14 protein-coding genes are annotated in these 16085 nt (G+C 51.0%); 10 read left to right on the top strand and 4 right to left on the bottom strand.

Annotated elements, in window-relative coordinates; all coding sequences use genetic code 11:
- The first annotated feature begins 116 nt into the window (after positions 1-116).
- Positions 117-338, top strand: coding sequence for a hypothetical protein (locus tag JNJ77_12345; protein MBL8823373.1), 222 nt, complete (start codon positions 117-119; stop codon positions 336-338).
- 67 nt (positions 339-405) lie between these two features.
- On the opposite strand, the gene JNJ77_12340 is transcribed toward JNJ77_12345, so the two are convergent.
- Complete coding sequence (locus JNJ77_12340) at positions 406-1275, bottom strand: PEP-CTERM sorting domain-containing protein (protein MBL8823372.1); 870 nt, start codon at positions 1273-1275, stop codon at positions 406-408.
- A 334-nt stretch (positions 1276-1609) separates the two neighbouring features.
- Here JNJ77_12340 and JNJ77_12335 point away from each other — a divergent pair, with 334 nt between their 5' ends.
- On the top strand, positions 1610-3946 hold the full coding sequence (locus JNJ77_12335; GenBank protein MBL8823371.1) for a S8 family serine peptidase: 2337 nt from the start codon (positions 1610-1612) through the stop codon (positions 3944-3946).
- Here JNJ77_12335 and JNJ77_12330 read toward each other — a convergent pair whose 3' ends face one another.
- The 3 genes from JNJ77_12330 to folP all read right to left on the bottom strand — a co-directional run bounded on the left by JNJ77_12330 (position 3947) and on the right by folP (position 6632).
- On the bottom strand, positions 3947-4960 hold the full coding sequence (locus tag JNJ77_12330) for a YbbR-like domain-containing protein (protein MBL8823370.1): 1014 nt from the start codon (positions 4958-4960) through the stop codon (positions 3947-3949).
- Positions 4961-4973: 13 nt separating this feature from the next.
- Positions 4974-5780 carry a TIGR00159 family protein gene (locus tag JNJ77_12325; GenBank protein MBL8823369.1) on the bottom strand — a complete coding sequence of 269 codons (807 nt, stop codon included), beginning with the start codon at positions 5778-5780 and terminating at the stop codon, positions 4974-4976.
- A gap of 66 nt (positions 5781-5846) precedes the next feature.
- The gene (gene folP, locus JNJ77_12320) at positions 5847-6632 is read right to left on the bottom strand and encodes a dihydropteroate synthase (GenBank protein ID MBL8823368.1); all 786 of its coding nucleotides are present in this window, start codon (positions 6630-6632) and stop codon (positions 5847-5849) included.
- A gap of 138 nt (positions 6633-6770) precedes the next feature.
- Here folP and JNJ77_12315 point away from each other — a divergent pair, with 138 nt between their 5' ends.
- From JNJ77_12315 to JNJ77_12280, 8 genes are all read left to right on the top strand, one after another.
- Positions 6771-7424 carry a hypothetical protein gene (locus JNJ77_12315; GenBank protein ID MBL8823367.1) on the top strand — a complete coding sequence of 218 codons (654 nt, stop codon included), beginning with the start codon at positions 6771-6773 and terminating at the stop codon, positions 7422-7424.
- A 251-nt stretch (positions 7425-7675) separates the two neighbouring features.
- Positions 7676-8893, top strand: coding sequence for an AAA family ATPase (locus JNJ77_12310; protein MBL8823366.1), 1218 nt, complete (start codon positions 7676-7678; stop codon positions 8891-8893).
- Positions 8894-8932: 39 nt separating this feature from the next.
- Positions 8933-10426 (top strand): CpaF family protein, encoded by a 1494-nt coding sequence (locus tag JNJ77_12305; GenBank protein ID MBL8823365.1) that lies wholly within the window; start codon positions 8933-8935, stop codon positions 10424-10426.
- A 112-nt stretch (positions 10427-10538) separates the two neighbouring features.
- Positions 10539-11525: a type II secretion system F family protein gene (locus JNJ77_12300; protein MBL8823364.1), complete on the top strand. Its 987-nt coding sequence runs from the start codon at positions 10539-10541 to the stop codon at positions 11523-11525.
- Between the two features lie 96 nt (positions 11526-11621).
- Positions 11622-12551, top strand: a complete 930-nt coding sequence (locus tag JNJ77_12295) for a type II secretion system F family protein (GenBank protein MBL8823363.1) — start codon at positions 11622-11624, stop codon at positions 12549-12551.
- 128 nt (positions 12552-12679) lie between these two features.
- Positions 12680-13267: a hypothetical protein gene (locus tag JNJ77_12290; protein ID MBL8823362.1), complete on the top strand. Its 588-nt coding sequence runs from the start codon at positions 12680-12682 to the stop codon at positions 13265-13267.
- A 457-nt stretch (positions 13268-13724) separates the two neighbouring features.
- Positions 13725-15050: an ATPase gene (locus JNJ77_12285; GenBank protein ID MBL8823361.1), complete on the top strand. Its 1326-nt coding sequence runs from the start codon at positions 13725-13727 to the stop codon at positions 15048-15050.
- Positions 15051-15136: 86 nt separating this feature from the next.
- Positions 15137-15910, top strand: coding sequence for a hypothetical protein (locus JNJ77_12280; GenBank protein MBL8823360.1), 774 nt, complete (start codon positions 15137-15139; stop codon positions 15908-15910).
- The last annotated feature ends 175 nt before the right edge of the window (positions 15911-16085 follow it).

Raw genomic sequence — 16085 nt, 5'->3', positions numbered from 1 at the left:
TTTTGCTGATCGTTACAGTACGACTCAAGTCCCGTAACCACTACATCCGATACTCACTCCAGTACATGATGGAGCAATTGCTTCATTATTGACCTACGTCGAGGGGGATTCAGGACATGCGTCGGCTCATTATCGCAGCCATGCTCGGGTGTGTAGTAGCCAGTGGCACAGGCTGTGTCCCTCTGAACATGTATTCATCAGATCCCAATCTCCGCATGCAGGAGCTGTTGAATCAGTCAGAAGACTTACGCCAGGCTCGTCTGGAGTGGCGTCGCTTCTGGATGATCGACCAGCCAAGCCACTTGACTCCAGAACGTATTCACGGCGGTTTGCAGTAATCGACTGCTTACAATTTGAAATTCGCCCCAAGCCGGTCTGCCGATGCAGCCCGGCTTGTTTTCATGACTATGCCTGACTGGTCTTTGCAGCTCTCATCTTCCGTCGTCGTCGTTTCTTTAGCTTCATGCCTACTAATACCAGCCCGGCACCTCCTACGCATGCCATGATTACCGTTGATGGTTCTGGCACACTGACCACCACAAACGCGCTCCCATTGACATCGCCACCACTGGTACTGAGCAGATAGTCGCCTTGGAAGATAAATGAGCTGGGCAGGCCAGCAAGCGCATTGCTGATTCTTTCATCATCGGTTACGCCCGGATCGCTGGACAGCACGGTTGGAGCATTGCCTGAACCTCGGGCAAACAGTTCATCTACCAATTGTGTGTTCAGTCCGCTGGTAACGAAGAAATCATCACCAGTACCTTTGGTATTATCAGGGCCATAGTTCAGCCCCACAAAGGCATTACTGTAGTTGTAAGTGCCAGCGGCAACGCTGAACCCCAGGAAGTTGCCTGGATCGGAACTGGTTGCCTGGAAACTGACCTGCGACAAGCTGAATTCGGTACCGTTGCCCACAATGTGCAGGTTGAAATAAAGACGGTTTCCCAACTCACTGGCAAAGGCAGGTCCGAAGACTGCACCGGGATTCGCCTGTAGCTTCCAGCTTGGAAAATCGGACGCCAGCCACGCCGGGATTACTGCACCGTTGGCAATCTGTTCGTAATAGCTGGGTATCGATGGATCACCCGCGGTGGTGGCCCCACTCTGTAAAGCACTGAGAGAATTACTTTCCCATGGCGAAAAGGAAGGCGAGCCAAAGACATTGGGTGCCAGCGTTGGAAATACTGTGACAGTAGGTTCTGATTGGGCCGTCAGACTTGAAACGCAGATGAAAAGCTGAAGCGTAGCAAGGCGTGAATTCTTCCGAATCATGATCAACTCCATCCGTGGCGGGCAGTAAAGCCCTGCTATCGTACAGCAGATAGATATGGGATGAAAGGTGAGATGCTGCAAAGTACCATGAAGACTTGAACCCAAATTCCCGCTTCCCGTCATTTCTTTTGTGGACCGCTCAGCCTATTCCACATTCTCCACAGCACAAACTCAATCCGCAGGCCTTGCGTGACGCTTCATACTGTCATGTTCCCTAGGATGCAACTTCGGCATAAGCCGAAAGGGTGTTATTTGCGGCTTAGTCGTTGGCCATGATTACACATGCGTGCAATGCTCCCCTGTTCAACCATCTTGATGAATCAGGGAGACGGGCATGCGAACGCCACGTCAAGTTTCGCTTTCACAGCGGCTCTATGTCGAGGTTCTGGAAGACCGATTGCAACCTGATGCGAGCCTGCTGGCCAACCTGGCGGCCAGCGATTATCGGCCCGATCATCTGCTGGTGCAGTTCAAACCTGATGCGTTACCTCAGGCATTGCCCGGCACTACTCTGGCCAGTTCACTGAGCCTGGTGCCTGGGCTGTATGAAGTTGAAGTGAACGCTGGGTATACCCTGAGTGATGCTCTCGATGCCTACAGTGCCAGTGCGCTAGTTCAAGCAGTTCAGCCTGATTACATCTTCCAGGCTGATGCCCTGCCCAATGATTCGCTTTACAACAACCAATGGGCGTATGTTAGCTCGACTGCTTCCATCAATGGTCCCGCAGCATGGGATATCAGCACCGGTTCGGGCCATACCATCGTTGCAGTGATTGATACGGGAGTGGATTACAATCATCCCGATCTTGCAGGCAACATGTGGCGAAACACCAATGAAATAGCTGGCAACGGCGTCGATGATGATGGCAATGGTTTCGTCGACGATGTCTTTGGATACAACTTCGTCAGCAACAATGGCAACCCGATGGATGGACATGGACATGGCACCCATGTCGCTGGCATCATTGGAGCCGCTGGTAACAATGGCACCGGCGTGGTGGGCGTGAACTGGAATGTACAAATCATGGCACTGCGGTTCCTGGATAATTCAGGACGTGGTTCGACGAGCAATGCACTGCGTGCTTTGAATTATGCCGTGCAGATGGGTGCAACGATTTCCAATAATTCGTGGACTTCATCCGTCTATGATTCGATGTTAGAAGCGGGCATTCGTAATGCCGGACTTGCTGGACATATCTATGTCGCAGCAGCGGGAAATTCAGGCAAGAACATTGATACCAGCAAGGTTTATCCCGCCAGTTACAATCTCGACAATGTGGTTGCAGTGGCAGGTCTCGACAGCACGAATCGTTTAGCCAGTTGGTCGAATTTTGGCACGACGGTGGATATCGCAGCTCCAGGAGCCAGCATTTACAGCACGTTGCCTGGGAATCGCTATGGTTATCTCAGTGGCACCTCGATGGCGACGCCGTTTGTAACCGGTGCCATCGCATTGGTTCGCGATATGAACCCGAACTGGTCAGCCAACCAGGTGATTCAACAGGTTGTCAGCACTGCAGATAAACTTTCGACCATCACCAAGATACCCGGTGGAAGATTGAACCTGGGCAAGGCTCTTACACCCACCACTCCGCCTGACCCTGGCCCACCACCACCTGCAGATACTCAAGGGGCACGAGTGACGGGCATTGCAGCGATCACCGGCAATAATCGCCTGAATGGAATCCGTGTCAGTTTCAGTGAGCCGATAGCTGCGAATACTTTTGATTTGACTGATATTGTTCAACTGAACGGCCCTGGTGGAAGCATCACACCAACCGGTATCCAGGCAGTGAATGGCAGCACGACGCAATTCGATGTACTCTTTGCACCACAATCGCAGACGGGCAACTATGCCATCACCCTAGGTATTGGCATTCTGGATCAGGCTGGTAATACACTGAACCAGAACAACAACGGCAGCAATGGCGAAGTGCCAGGCGATTACTATGGTGGTTCGGTCAATTACACTGCCACGAATCAATACTCAGGCGCTAACATGCCTGGCTCCATTATTGATTACAGCAATAATCAGTATCCGCTAACAGTGCCTGATGCTTCACTGGTTGGTGCAGTGCAGGTACAGATCAATGTCTCGCACGGCTGGATGTCAGACCTGGTGATCAAGCTGTGTTCGCCACAGGGTACTGAAATCCTGCTGGCTAACCGTCGAGGTGGCGGTGGCAAAGGTTACAACAACACGATCTTTGATTCATCAGCAACCAAGTCGATTCTGCAGGGTACTGGGTTGTTTGCAGGTTCATTCCGTCCTGAGCAATCGCTCACGGCTTTGCAAGGACAAACCACACTGGGCACCTGGTATCTGATCATCGAAGATAAAGTCAAAGGCGATTCAGGCACGTTACATAACTGGTCAATTACGTTTTCAGGCAACGCTGGTTCGAGCAGCCTGAATTCACCCACTCGAACAAACTCAACGGATCTGGTACAGGGATTGTTGCAGAAAGTTCGTCAGACTGCACAAAAGCCAAGTGTGGCCAAGCCTGTTGTGAGCCAGGGTGCCATCGCTCTGATTCAGGAACCAGGTAGCCCACTGCTGAAAGCAACACCGTTGCCAAAGAGTAAACTCCAGCAACAACAGCAACAACTGCTCAGGGCATGGAAGGCTGAGTTGCAGCATTCGCTGCAAGTGCTGAGACAACAGTTATGATCAGGGCCCTATGCCCCTTGAGGATTCGAGCAGTTCCAGCTTGAATGCTGAAAGCCTGGGTGGATCCTGGGCGAGATAGTACCCATTGGGCAAGTCGATCAGAATGACTTCGTCTGGATATTGTCCCGGCTTCAAGTTAGGCCGCGTGGAGAGATCGATGTAGGCTCTTACTTCCGGACTGCGATTAAGAGGCCCGCGGATTTTCAACACTGGAATGGTCCCCTGCCGATCAGCAGTGAACAAAGGTCGATAGGGAAAGTTTGCCGGGCACAGGAACGAGATAGGTACATCGGTGAGTTCATAAACACGCAGCGCCGGCTTCAGCCTGGCTTTGATTTCAACTTTATCAGGCGTGATGCGAACGAGATCCTGCTTGATCCTGGTAGGCAGCCGAATGGTGCCAGCAACATCTTCTTCCGTCATGGTCAAACCACCTGGTAATCGTGGTTGCCAGGTTTCCAAAGACAACTGCGTCAGTTGATCAACCACACTCTTAGGGCCAAATACCTTAACGGTAGCTGGTTCCAGACGAATGTTTTCGACAACATATTGTTCACTGCCAGTTGTCACCATGGGAAGCAATCCCACGGTGCGTTCCATCATGCGTTGCAGTTTGACCTGTAATCGTCCTTCCACAGGATTGATATCCGCATGCACACCCAGTGGAAGGGATAAGGATGCGGCATCCAACTGAAACGTCTCCGTGTACTCATCGTCTTGCCGTTGATCAATTTCGGTTGGAACGCGGACAATGCGACGAAGCACCAGCGACCGAGCCTCCGCGAGTTCCTTCACTTCACGCAAACGGCTGGGTAAGCCGAAAAACTTCACGCGAACCGTCAGGTTGTCGAGTTTGCTCACAAAGCTGTACCGATCCTGATGCTGCGGATCGAGTGAGACTTCCACGGGAATCTGGTACGACTGCACTTCCTGATCTCGACTGCGAATGTAGACCCAGACCAGGAATGCCAGGCCCAGGGCGATAATCGGAGTCATGATAAATCGATCGAACATGATTAGCGCTTTCTCAAGCCGCAGCCCTTAGTTTCACCTGCCCCTGTAAGGCAGCCACCAGTCGCCTGGCAAGCATGTCGCGGGAAACTGTTTCCAGTTGCCCGCCATAAGCAAGGGAAATCCGGCCTGTTTCCTCACTGACAATAACGACAACAGCATCAGTTTCTTCAGTGATACCCAACGCTGCTCGATGCCTCATGCCATACGCACTGGCCCCCTGCGGCGCCTCAGCCAGTGGCAACTGACAGGCAGCAGCAGCCAGACGGTTATGTGCGAGGATTACTGCACCATCGTGGAGTGGGCTGTTTTTCTGAAATAACGAAATCAGCAGGCCTTCACTCACCTGGCAGTCGAGTTCCTCGCCCGTTTGTATGTAAGGCTGCAAGCTCGCTTCACGCTGAAGAACTACCAGCGCGCCGATGCATTCCTTGGAGAGCTCAACCGCAGCATTCGCCAACTTGTCAACAAACGGTTCCCGGCTCTCTTCCGCGGAATTGAACCATCTGAACAGCCGATAGCGGCCCAGGGTAAATAATCCACTGCGCAGTTCGGGCTGAAAGATGACGATGATGCCAATGAAGGCTGATGCCAGAATATAATCAAGAATCTTGTTGAGTTCAGTCAAATCGAAGCTAGCAATGATGACCTGAACACCAAACACGCCAATGGCTACCACAATGCCCAGGCCACGTACCATACCTGTACCACGTGTGGCACCGATAAATCGCAACAGCATATAGATGAAGAGCGCCAGCAGACTGATTTCGACCAGATCGCGAATGCCGAGTGCCTGATATATCTGAAAGAACCGCTCGATCATTCCGTTGATCCTGGTTTCACGTTCGAACCATCCGTGGTAAGAACTGTTGTGCCACTGTCTGGAGACTCAACTTTTTCCAGCCTCGTCGAGTGCTGCAAACAGTGTGAAAGCATCTTTCAATCCGCGAACCTGATGCACGCGTGCAATCTGCATCCAGCCGTGAGCATAGGCGTGGAGCATGACACCAACGGTACCAAAGTCTCCCACCTCAGCATGGCCTTCCCGTTCGAGGATTCGATTGATGAACCCTTTGCGGGAAACTCCCAGGCAAATGGGGCTGCCCAGCGACAGCAACTCATCCAGATGACCAAGCAACTGCAGGTTATGCTGCGTGCGTTTGCCAAAGCCAATGCCTGGATCGAGAACTATCCTGTTTTGGGCTATACCACTAGATGCCAAGTCTAACAACCTCAATTTCAGGTACTGCCTGACCTCTGCGACAACATCGTTATAGTGAGGATCAACCTGCATCGTTTGTGGTGTGCCCTTTCGATGCATCGCAATAATCGCAGCACGAGAATCAACAGCGATTTGCACCATTGCCGGATCAGCTTCCAGAGCAGAGATATCATTGATGATGCTGGCTCCGGCTGCCAGGGCTTCGCGTGCTACCACAGCCTTGGTAGTATCAATTGAAAGTGGCACCTTTACCTGTGTAGCCAGTTTTTCTATGACGTGAATGACTCGTTGGAGTTCATCCGCCTCGCTGACTGGAGAGGCACCAGGCCTGGTTGATTCACCACCAATGTCAAGAATGTCAGCGCCATCGGCAACCAGTTGCAACGCATGTTCAACCGGGTTGTACTTTCCACCATCGGAGAAACTGTCGGGAGTAGCGTTAACGATTCCCATGATCAGCGGCACAGGGCCAAACTCAATCTGTCGTTCGGGCAGTTGCCAGGTTTGCATGTGTTCACCTGATTAGTTTCACAGCAGTTCATAAAACAGTAGAACTCTGCTTTAGACAAGGAAGAAATTCGAGTATTCTCCATGTCACATATTCCGCCAAGTTTTCTCTTTCGCTTCTGCTACCCTTGTCTGTATGTCAAAGAGATGCCAATCAAAAAAGGTGAAGACCTCCTAGGATTAAGCAAGACCTGCACCATTCCGGATTCATTGCGATTGACGGAAAAGCCAGGGTTCGCCGAAATCCGTATAGGCTGGAATGAAAATGGAATGGGTTTTGAACTACGTGTCAAAGGCAAAGACCGTCCTGTCCGAGTCGATCCAGGTAAATATCGAACCAGTGATGGTATTTCACTGTGGATTGATACACGCAGTACCCGCGAGAGCCATCGTGCGAGCAGGCATTGTCATCATTTTTATTTTCTGCCTGGCGGAGAGGGTGAATTGCCGAGCGCTGGCCAGACGAAAATTCATCGTGCCCTGGCTGATGCACCACTTAGTTCTCCTGAAGTGCTGCAGGTTCGCAAACATCACTTTAAGGATGGTTACCGGCTTGAGTGTTATGTCCCACGTGAAGCATTGAATGGATTTGATCCTGAGCTTAACAGGGAATTTGGTTTCTTCTATGCTGTGCGGGATAGCGAACTGGGGGAACAGACGTTGAGTTTAGGTCCTGAATTTCCGTACGCAGAAGATCCAAGCCTTTGGCAACTGATCGAACTGAATCTGCCATCGTAAGTGCTTTTAGTTGGATAAATTCCTTTCAAAACTTCATGTTGAAGCATAAAAATCGCATCCAATTCTCAATTTCGAAGCCCGATTATTTTGTCAATGAATCTGGAAATGTTTGTGCAGGATTCTTGAAAAGTCTGGCAAAGTGCAGAATTTACATGCTAGAGTGGTTTGCAAGCCTGTAAAATCAGGTTTGTTGGATGCCGTACGGAAGCGTCCCTGCCCAAGACGAAGAAGACTCGGCGGATTAGCTCGATATGATGGAAACTCGGCGACTTGCGATCTGCGACCCTAATAATGCAACGCGCGAACCACTGCGCAATTTGCTGCTGGGTGTTGAATCCATTTACCTGGAGGCAGAATCGAATCGATATGAATTCTTTCGCGATGTGATCGACCAGTATCGTCCTGACTTGGCGATCATTACGCTGGACAGTGACCCGAGTCGTGCGCTGCATCTGATCCAGCAACTCTCGATGGAATTTCCGCAAACCAACATCCTGGCGGTTAGTAGCCGTACAGATGGCCCTTTCATTCTGCAGACTTTGCGTTCAGGTGCGAAGGAATTTCTTGCGCTGCCCCTGCAACTAGAAGACCTTCTGACTGTTCTTGACCGCATCAAGGGGCCTGCAACTGGTCCTGGTGGTGAGAATCAATCGGCTGGCGCAACCGGTGCTGGTGGTGTGATCATTGCTGTCGCAGGCTCGCGTGGCGGCATCGGCACTACTTCGTTAGCAGTCAATCTCGGCTGTTGCCTCGCTTCACTTCCCGAAAACAAAGTGGTTCTGGTAGATCTTGATCTGGCCCTGGGTGATACAAGTATCCTGCTTGATTTCAGACCAACTTACACTTTGTCCGATCTTGCCACCAATATTAACGAAGTTGATCAGAAGTTTCTGAAAGGTGTGCTGTTCCAGCATTCCAGCGGACTGATGGTGCTGCCTCACCCGGAAAACCTGGATGACCTGGGACTGATTCATGAAGAGCATGTATTGCGACTGCTCAGCCTGATGCGTTCTACTTTCTCACACGTCATTGTTGATTTGTCGAAGAGTTTCAGGCCGACCGATGTTGCAGCAATGCGTATCGCTGACATCATCCTGATGACCGGGCAATTGGAGCTTTCGAGCATTCACAATATCACTCGCCTGCTGCCTACTTTTAAGGCAGTGGAAGGGTTGTATGAGAAAATCCGTATTATCATCAATCGTGTTGGTGCTGAAGACCAGATGATCAGCAAGCATAAAGCTGAAGAATTCATGGGCTCTAGCATTTTCTGGCAAGTGGCCAATGACAGCAAAGCATTGATGGGTGCACGAAATGAAGGCAAACCATTGATCCAGTTTGCCCCCAAATCAAAACCATGCATGGATTTAATGGAATTAGCGCGCGTGCTGACTACCGGCGTAGGTTCTGAACCGGTGCCGGAACCCAAGAAGAAATCAGCGTTCAGCTTCTTTGGTGCCAAAAAGTAAGTTCGCGTTATCGGAACGCATGCAGGAGATCGCCCAACTATGTCTCGCGTACCACCCCCTCGTGGACTACCTGGCCTGAATCCCGCTGGTGGCGCTCCCTCGCTTCCCGGACTGGTTCGTCCGTCCATACCGGGAATGGGTAATTCCGGAGCAGGACTTCCTTCGCTGCAACGTCCCACCTTCTCCGGAATTCCTTCCCTCCCTCCACCTAATTCCGCCATGCCTGCTTCGCAAGTTGGCGCGGATGGCAGGTCGGGCAAAAGCTTCGATGAACTCAAACGCGTCATCCATTCCAAGCTGGTGGAAAAGCTTGATCTGTCTCGTGTCAGCGAACTGAAGGATGATGTCCTGCGCCGTGAAATCCGTCTGGTGGTTGAGCGTCTGTGCGATACGGAAAACCCATTACTCAACCGCATGGAACGTGAGCGGCTGGTGGATGAGGTTCTCGATGAAACCTTTGGCTTCGGTCCGCTTGAAATTCTGCTCAAAGACCCGACGATCTCGGATATTATGATCAACGGTCCACAGAAGATTTATGTTGAGCGCCGCGGCAAAATGGAAAAAACCGATGTGCGTTTCCGCGATAATCCTCACCTGATGCAGATTATCGATCGTATTGTTTCCAAAGTAGGCCGTCGTGTTGATGAGACTTCACCGCTTTGCGATGCACGTCTGCCTGATGGGTCCCGTGTGAATGTGATTATTCCACCGCTGGCACTCGATGGTCCAACGGTTTCCATTCGCCGATTCGGTTCCAATCCTCTGAAACTGGATGATCTTCTGAATTTCAATGCGTTTACCAAGGAAATGGCGATCTTAATGGAAGCTGCCATCAAGGCACGGTTGAATGTCGTGATTTCCGGAGGTACTGGTTGCGGTAAAACTACGCTGCTCAATACGTTATCGAGTTTCATTCCCGGCCACGAACGTGTCATTACCATTGAAGATGCAGCTGAATTACAATTACAGCAGGATCACGTGGTGCGACTGGAAACCAGGCCGCCAAACATTGAAGGAAAAGGGCAGATCAATGCCCGGGATTTGGTGCGTAATGCATTGCGTATGCGACCGGAGCGTATTATCATCGGTGAATGTCGTGGTGGCGAGGCTCTCGATATGCTTCAGGCCATGAACACCGGTCACAATGGATCCATGACTACGTTGCATGCCAATACACCTCGTGACGGCCTGGCACGTCTGGAAACCATGGTAATGATGTCAGGATTTGAACTTCCAATCAAAGCCATGCGGCAGCAGATTGCTTCCTCAGTGGATATTATTATCCAGGCTAACCGTCTTCAGGGTGGCCCCCGTAAAGTTACCAGTATCACGGAAATAGTGGGTATGGAACAAGACATTATTGTGATGCAGGAAGTTTTCCGATTCAGACAACTTGGCATCGATCAGAATGGTCGAGCCTTTGGTCAATTTGAATGTTCCGGCGTGAGGCCGACATTCGTACCCAAACTGGAAGCAGCAGGCATCAAGCTGCCATCGAACCTGTTCCAAGAACGTGTATTGCTGAGGGATTAGTGCCTGAGTTTGCTCGCAGGCATTTGGCAAGCTATGGTTAACCGTCAGCAGTTGAATTGCCCGTGGTGTTTCTCACCAATCATGCTGCTGAAGGTGTTTGGAAGCCCGAAAAATGGAAAATCTCTGGTTGATCATTGTGCCTGTCCTGGCATTTCTTGGTGTGGGAGGGCTGTTTCTCGGCATTGGCAGCCTGATGTCCAGCCGTCGTTCCATGCAGGAACAGCGATTGGAACTGTTCACCCGCGATGGTGGAAGCCAGCCTGGCATGAGCCGGAGCATGCAAGCTTCCGTTGAAATCTGGAAGGATGCGGCCCTTGCCAGTGATAAAGAATCGTTGATGGAGCAGTTGCTCCCGAAGATACCCTCGATTGAAAAGTACTTCCAGCAGGCGGAAATGAATATACGCCCCAGCGCATTTATGTCGCTGTCGCTATTGCTCATTCTGCTGGGTTCTGGTGCCAGTTTTGCCATGCAGGTACCTTTCCCTCTGTTTGTGATTCCCGGCTTAATCATGGGAGCAATTCCCTGGTACGTGGTGATGCAGAAGCGGAAAAAACGCCTGAAGAAATTTACTGCTCAGATGCCAGATGCTCTGGAACTGCTGGCCAGAGCTTTACGGGCAGGACAGAGTTTAATTTCAGGCCTGCAGATCATTGCCGAAGAAATGCCTCCCCCAATTTCGACGGAGTTTGGCCGAGTTTATGAAGAACAAAACCTGGGTGTGACTGTCGATGACGCCCTCAAAGCCATGGCCGAACGAGTTCCCAGTCTAGACCTTAATTTCTTTGTCACCAGCGTCATCATTCAAAGGCAGACCGGTGGCGACCTGGCTGAAATCCTCGACAAGATCAGCTATGTCATACGCGAACGGTTCCGAATCTGGGGCCAGGTACAGGCCCTGACAGGTGAAGGCCGACTTTCGGGTACTGTGCTGATGGCATTACCCTTCGTCATGTTGCTGATGATCATCCATCTGAATTACGATTATGCTGCCGTGCTCTGGACTGATGAGACAGGCAGAAAATGGAGCCTGTATGCATTAATCATGCAGGTATTGGGAGCGATTGTCATTCGCAAAATTGTCAACATTAAGGTCTAATGGCCGTTTGACTGTCCCCAGGGTCTAACGTGGAGCTTTGAAGTGTTCGCCATTATTGAAATCAAGGATATCCTGCCATTCCTGGCCTTCGGTGCCATGTTCGCCGGAATCTGGCTGTTGCTGACAGTGCTATCCTCCCGAAATACCAAGGCGGAAGACCGTCTGGCCAAGCTGGGCAGGACTCAGTCCATGATGGACCTCGACCTGGCAGCCAAAGGCAGTACTGGTTCCGTCGACCGAAAGATGCAGAGCATCATTGACAAGGCGATGGCCTTTGCCAAACCCATGATGCCTCGTACCGAGATGGAACAATCGAAACTGAGACAGGAACTAGCGATGGCTGGTTTCCGATCAGAAAATGCTCCGAAAGTGTTTATGGGAATCCGAACGCTTTCAATCTCGATTGCTGCCATCGTCTTGTTGTTCATCATACTTCCCATGAATGCGCCGGACGGAGATATATTAAATTTTTATGCAGCAATCCAGAATGCACCGGTTTCCATCCTGCTGACTTTGCTGATTGGGTTGTTTGGTCCCTCTTTCGTACTGATGTATCTTCGAAGTAAAAGGCAAGAGAGTATTTTTCTTACTTTGCCGGATGTACTTGATCTGATGGTAGTTTGCGTCGAATCGGGACTAGGATTAGATGCGGCAATGCGGAAAGTTTGCGAAGAAATGAGGGAGCATGCGCCGATTATTGTAGAGGAGTTCAACATCGCGAACTTCCAACTGCAGATGGGCCGTACCCGCCGGGACGTGTTGCACGACCTGGGGGTCCGTACCGGCGTGGATGATATGAAAAGCCTGGCTGCGATTCTGGTGCAAGCCGACCGGTTTGGCTCCAGCGTGGGGCAGGCTTTGCGAGTACAATCAGATTCCATGCGGGTACGAAGGCGCCAGATCGCAGAAGAGAAAGCGGCCAAGACTGCGGTGAAGTTGATCTTCCCGCTGGTCCTGTTCATCTTCCCGGGTATCTTCGTGGTATTGGCAGGGCCTGCAGCTATACAAGTCCAGAAGAATCTCTAGCGAGACCTTCACGGGGGACGATACTAGCGGTGGTGGTGGAGAGATCGGGGAACACCATACCAACCTCCATGGAGCGGAAAAGGACATCCGCTTGAGGCTTGGAACAGGTCAAGGAGGGAATGACCACCATGCGACGAAGCGTATTAACCAGGGCGGGTTGGGCAGGTGCTCTTGTGGGCGTGCTCTCCCTGACAGGATGTTATGGAACCTTCCACGAAATCGTGGATCCATGCTATCCGGAACGATATAATTGCAAGGCGCGTGAAGCGATAAACGACATTCGCCAGGCGCAGATACAAAACGGATTGATCTATGAACAAACTCTGTATGTTCATCACTTCAATCCAGCATCAGAAACACTGAACCCAGGTGGCATTGCTCACCTGCAACGATTAGCCAACCGTCGCCCGGCACCGGAGACGGTGATCTATCTCCAGACCGCACAGAACTCGTACGATCTGGATTACAAGAAGCCTGAGGAGTATGCGAGCAAGCGCGACGATCTCAATACCAAACGTAAGCTGGAGATTGAAAAGTTCCTCAAGATGGAACGACCTGACGTTGCATTCAATGTTGTGGTCAGCAATCCGGCCAAGCTTGGTATCAGCGGAGCCGAAGGTAATGCTTCTATCCGCAATATCCGAGGCACTTCCCGCGGCTACTTCATGATTCCTGGCTTCCAGGATACCGGTGGTGGTGGTGGTGGTGGCAACTAATCGTTGCGTGAATTCAACCTCCCTCACAGCCGCTCGGTTTGGCTGTGAGGGATTATTAATGATGAATCTAATTGCTTATAGATGTTGTTTCTCACTGCTGCTGACATTAGGCTGCATATTCCCAGTCTTCGCTGATTCATCCTCTTCGACATTATCTCCAGCAGATGAATGTGTTTTCTGTCAAGAACCACCTTTTCCACTATTTGCCGCCCCACGATGGTGGGAAGAAACCGTTTCGTGGATTCGCAGCATAGGCTGGGATCGCGGACGACTGGTTCAACTCTGGCTTTTCTTCATGCTGGTTGGCTTATACATCATTGTCCGCATTAAACCCCGCGGATAACCGCGTAAACATCGAAACACGATCTTCCCCAGGACGCGCGTAATGAAATCAACACCTTCTTCACCCAGTCTCAGTCGCAGTTCACTTTCTGCTCTGGCATCCCGCACCAGTGGCATGCTGGACTGGGATATTTCCAACATGCCGGAAGCTCCTTCTTCGCCTGAAAACTTGAAGGAAGCTGGACTGAATGCTGCCTTGCTTAATGACATGATTCTCCGAATGCTGCTCACTCGAGGCACCATGCTGGGACTGGACTTGGCTCGTTCATTGTGCCTCCCCTTCAAAGTGCTGGAAGAATCAATCAATTTCCTGAAGCAACAGCATTGCATCGAAGTGGCTGGCGGTGATCTGATCGGGCAGGTTTCTTACCGCTTTAACCTCACCGATCAGGGGCGTGATCGTGCCAAGGCTGCATTCCGAACTTGTGCCTACGTTGGTCCCTGCCCGGTGCCTCTTGAAGATTATGTTGAGCAGACTTATCGACAGGCGGTTACGGGCATTCACTGTATTCCCGATACACTGAAGTCGTGTTTTTCACACCTGGTCATTCCTGATGAGTTATTCCTGGCTATTGGCCCTGCTGTAGTCAGCGGTCGATCCATTTTTATCTATGGCCCTCCAGGCAATGGAAAAACAGCGGTTGCCAACAGCATTGGCGACTTCATGAATCGCTGCGGTGGTGAAATCTATGTGCCTTATGCTTTCCAGAGCGAAGGGCATGTCGTTACCGTATTTGATCCAACCGTACATCAGGTGGTGGAAGACCGTGGTGATGAACGTTTGGACGACAACGAAGCCACTATTCGCCGCCTGCTGAATACCAATGCTGTTGATTCCCGATGGGTGCGTGTCCGCCGTCCAGTTATTGTAACCGGTGGTGAATTGAACTTGAGCATGCTGGATTTGCGTTATTCTGCCGAGGCCAATTTCTACCAGGCACCGTTGCATCTGAAGTCAAACGGTGGCGTATTCCTGATTGACGATTTCGGGCGACAACTCGTTAGCCCCCGTGAACTACTCAATCGCTGGATTGTTCCCCTGGAAAACCGCCATGATTATCTGACCCTGGCATCAGGCAAGAAGATTGAAATTCCATTTGAACAGTTGATCATTTTCTCGACCAATCTCGATCCGAAAGACCTGGTCGATGATGCGTTCCTGCGACGTATTCGTCACAAGGTAGGCATCAATGCACCAACGCGGGAAACCTACGAAAAAATCTTTGTAGCCAACTGCAAGCGTCTGGGTATGAACACCTGCCCTGAAGCGATCGATTACCTATATGAACGCTATTACAATCGAGGCCGTAATCCTCGTGCGAGCGATTGTCGAGATTTGTTGGAGATTGTGCAGTCCATTTGCCGATTTAAACGACAACCCGTGAAACTGACCACTCAGTTGATTTCGGAAGCAGCAACGACATTCATTGCTGAGTTCTAATCAACCGTGGCAGAAATCAGGCAGGATGGGGATCCTCCTGACAGGTTCATGATGAACCGTTTCACGTGGCTCTGGGGGAAGCAGGGATGCGCACGCACTTCATTTGCTTGGCCGTTCTGGCCAGTACACTGTCCGGCTGCATGGTTACCGAACCCATGACATCCGAAGAGATGCTGAAGTATTCCGGCCCCAATGCTGAACAATTCAAGAAAGATGAACCGGTGACGGTCAAGCAACCGAAACCGGAAACCTGCCTCGAAGCCGGCAAAATGTATGAAACACTGGCGAAATCAGCCACCGATGTCACCGAACAGCGAGATAAGAGCTGGCGTGCCAAGCAGGCCTATACCCAGGCACTGCGATTGAAGCCAGGCTGGCCAGCAGCGATTGCAGGACTGGCCCGCGTTGAAGAATTCGAAGGTAATGCTCAAAGTGCGTCTCAGCACTTCAGCCAGGCTATGCAGAATGTTACCGGCAAAGACAGCACTGATGCCGCCGCCTGCCATGAAGCTGGTTTGTTCTTTGCTCGCGTCAAACAATTTGATTTGAGTCTGAATGCCATGAAACGTGCAGCGGAACTCGATCCCAATAATCGAACCTATGCCATGAACTATGGCTTCACGCTCGCTCGAGCAGGTCGGTACGAAGAAGGGTATCAGTATTTCAGCAAGATCATGAACCCCAGCGAGGCTGCATTGCAGATGGCACAAATGGCCAAACACGTTGGCGATTCAGAACGCTCCAGGCAGTACGCCGGTTTCGCCCTGCAGCAGAATCCCACCAATACCCAGGCTCAACAATTCATGGCACAATTGGATCAGCCTGCTAACATTCAGCAAATTCAACAGCAGGGACAATAGCTTGTGTTTACCGAATCGGGTGCCACGGTTTGCGTGTAGAGGCCATCCGGTAATTAAGTTGATCTAAACAGCCTGATCTCAAGAGGTTACGTTGTAGTTTGCGAACAGCAACACAACACATCAGGAGATCAGGCTTTGCGTGGTGCCAAGGAAGGCACGTCATTAGCCACGTTAA

This window comes from Planctomycetia bacterium (genome assembly GCA_016795155.1).
Lineage (GTDB): Bacteria > Planctomycetota > Planctomycetia > Gemmatales > HRBIN36 > JAEUIE01.
Note: the sequence above shows the minus strand (reverse complement) of the source record. Positions and strands in the feature narration are given on the sequence as shown.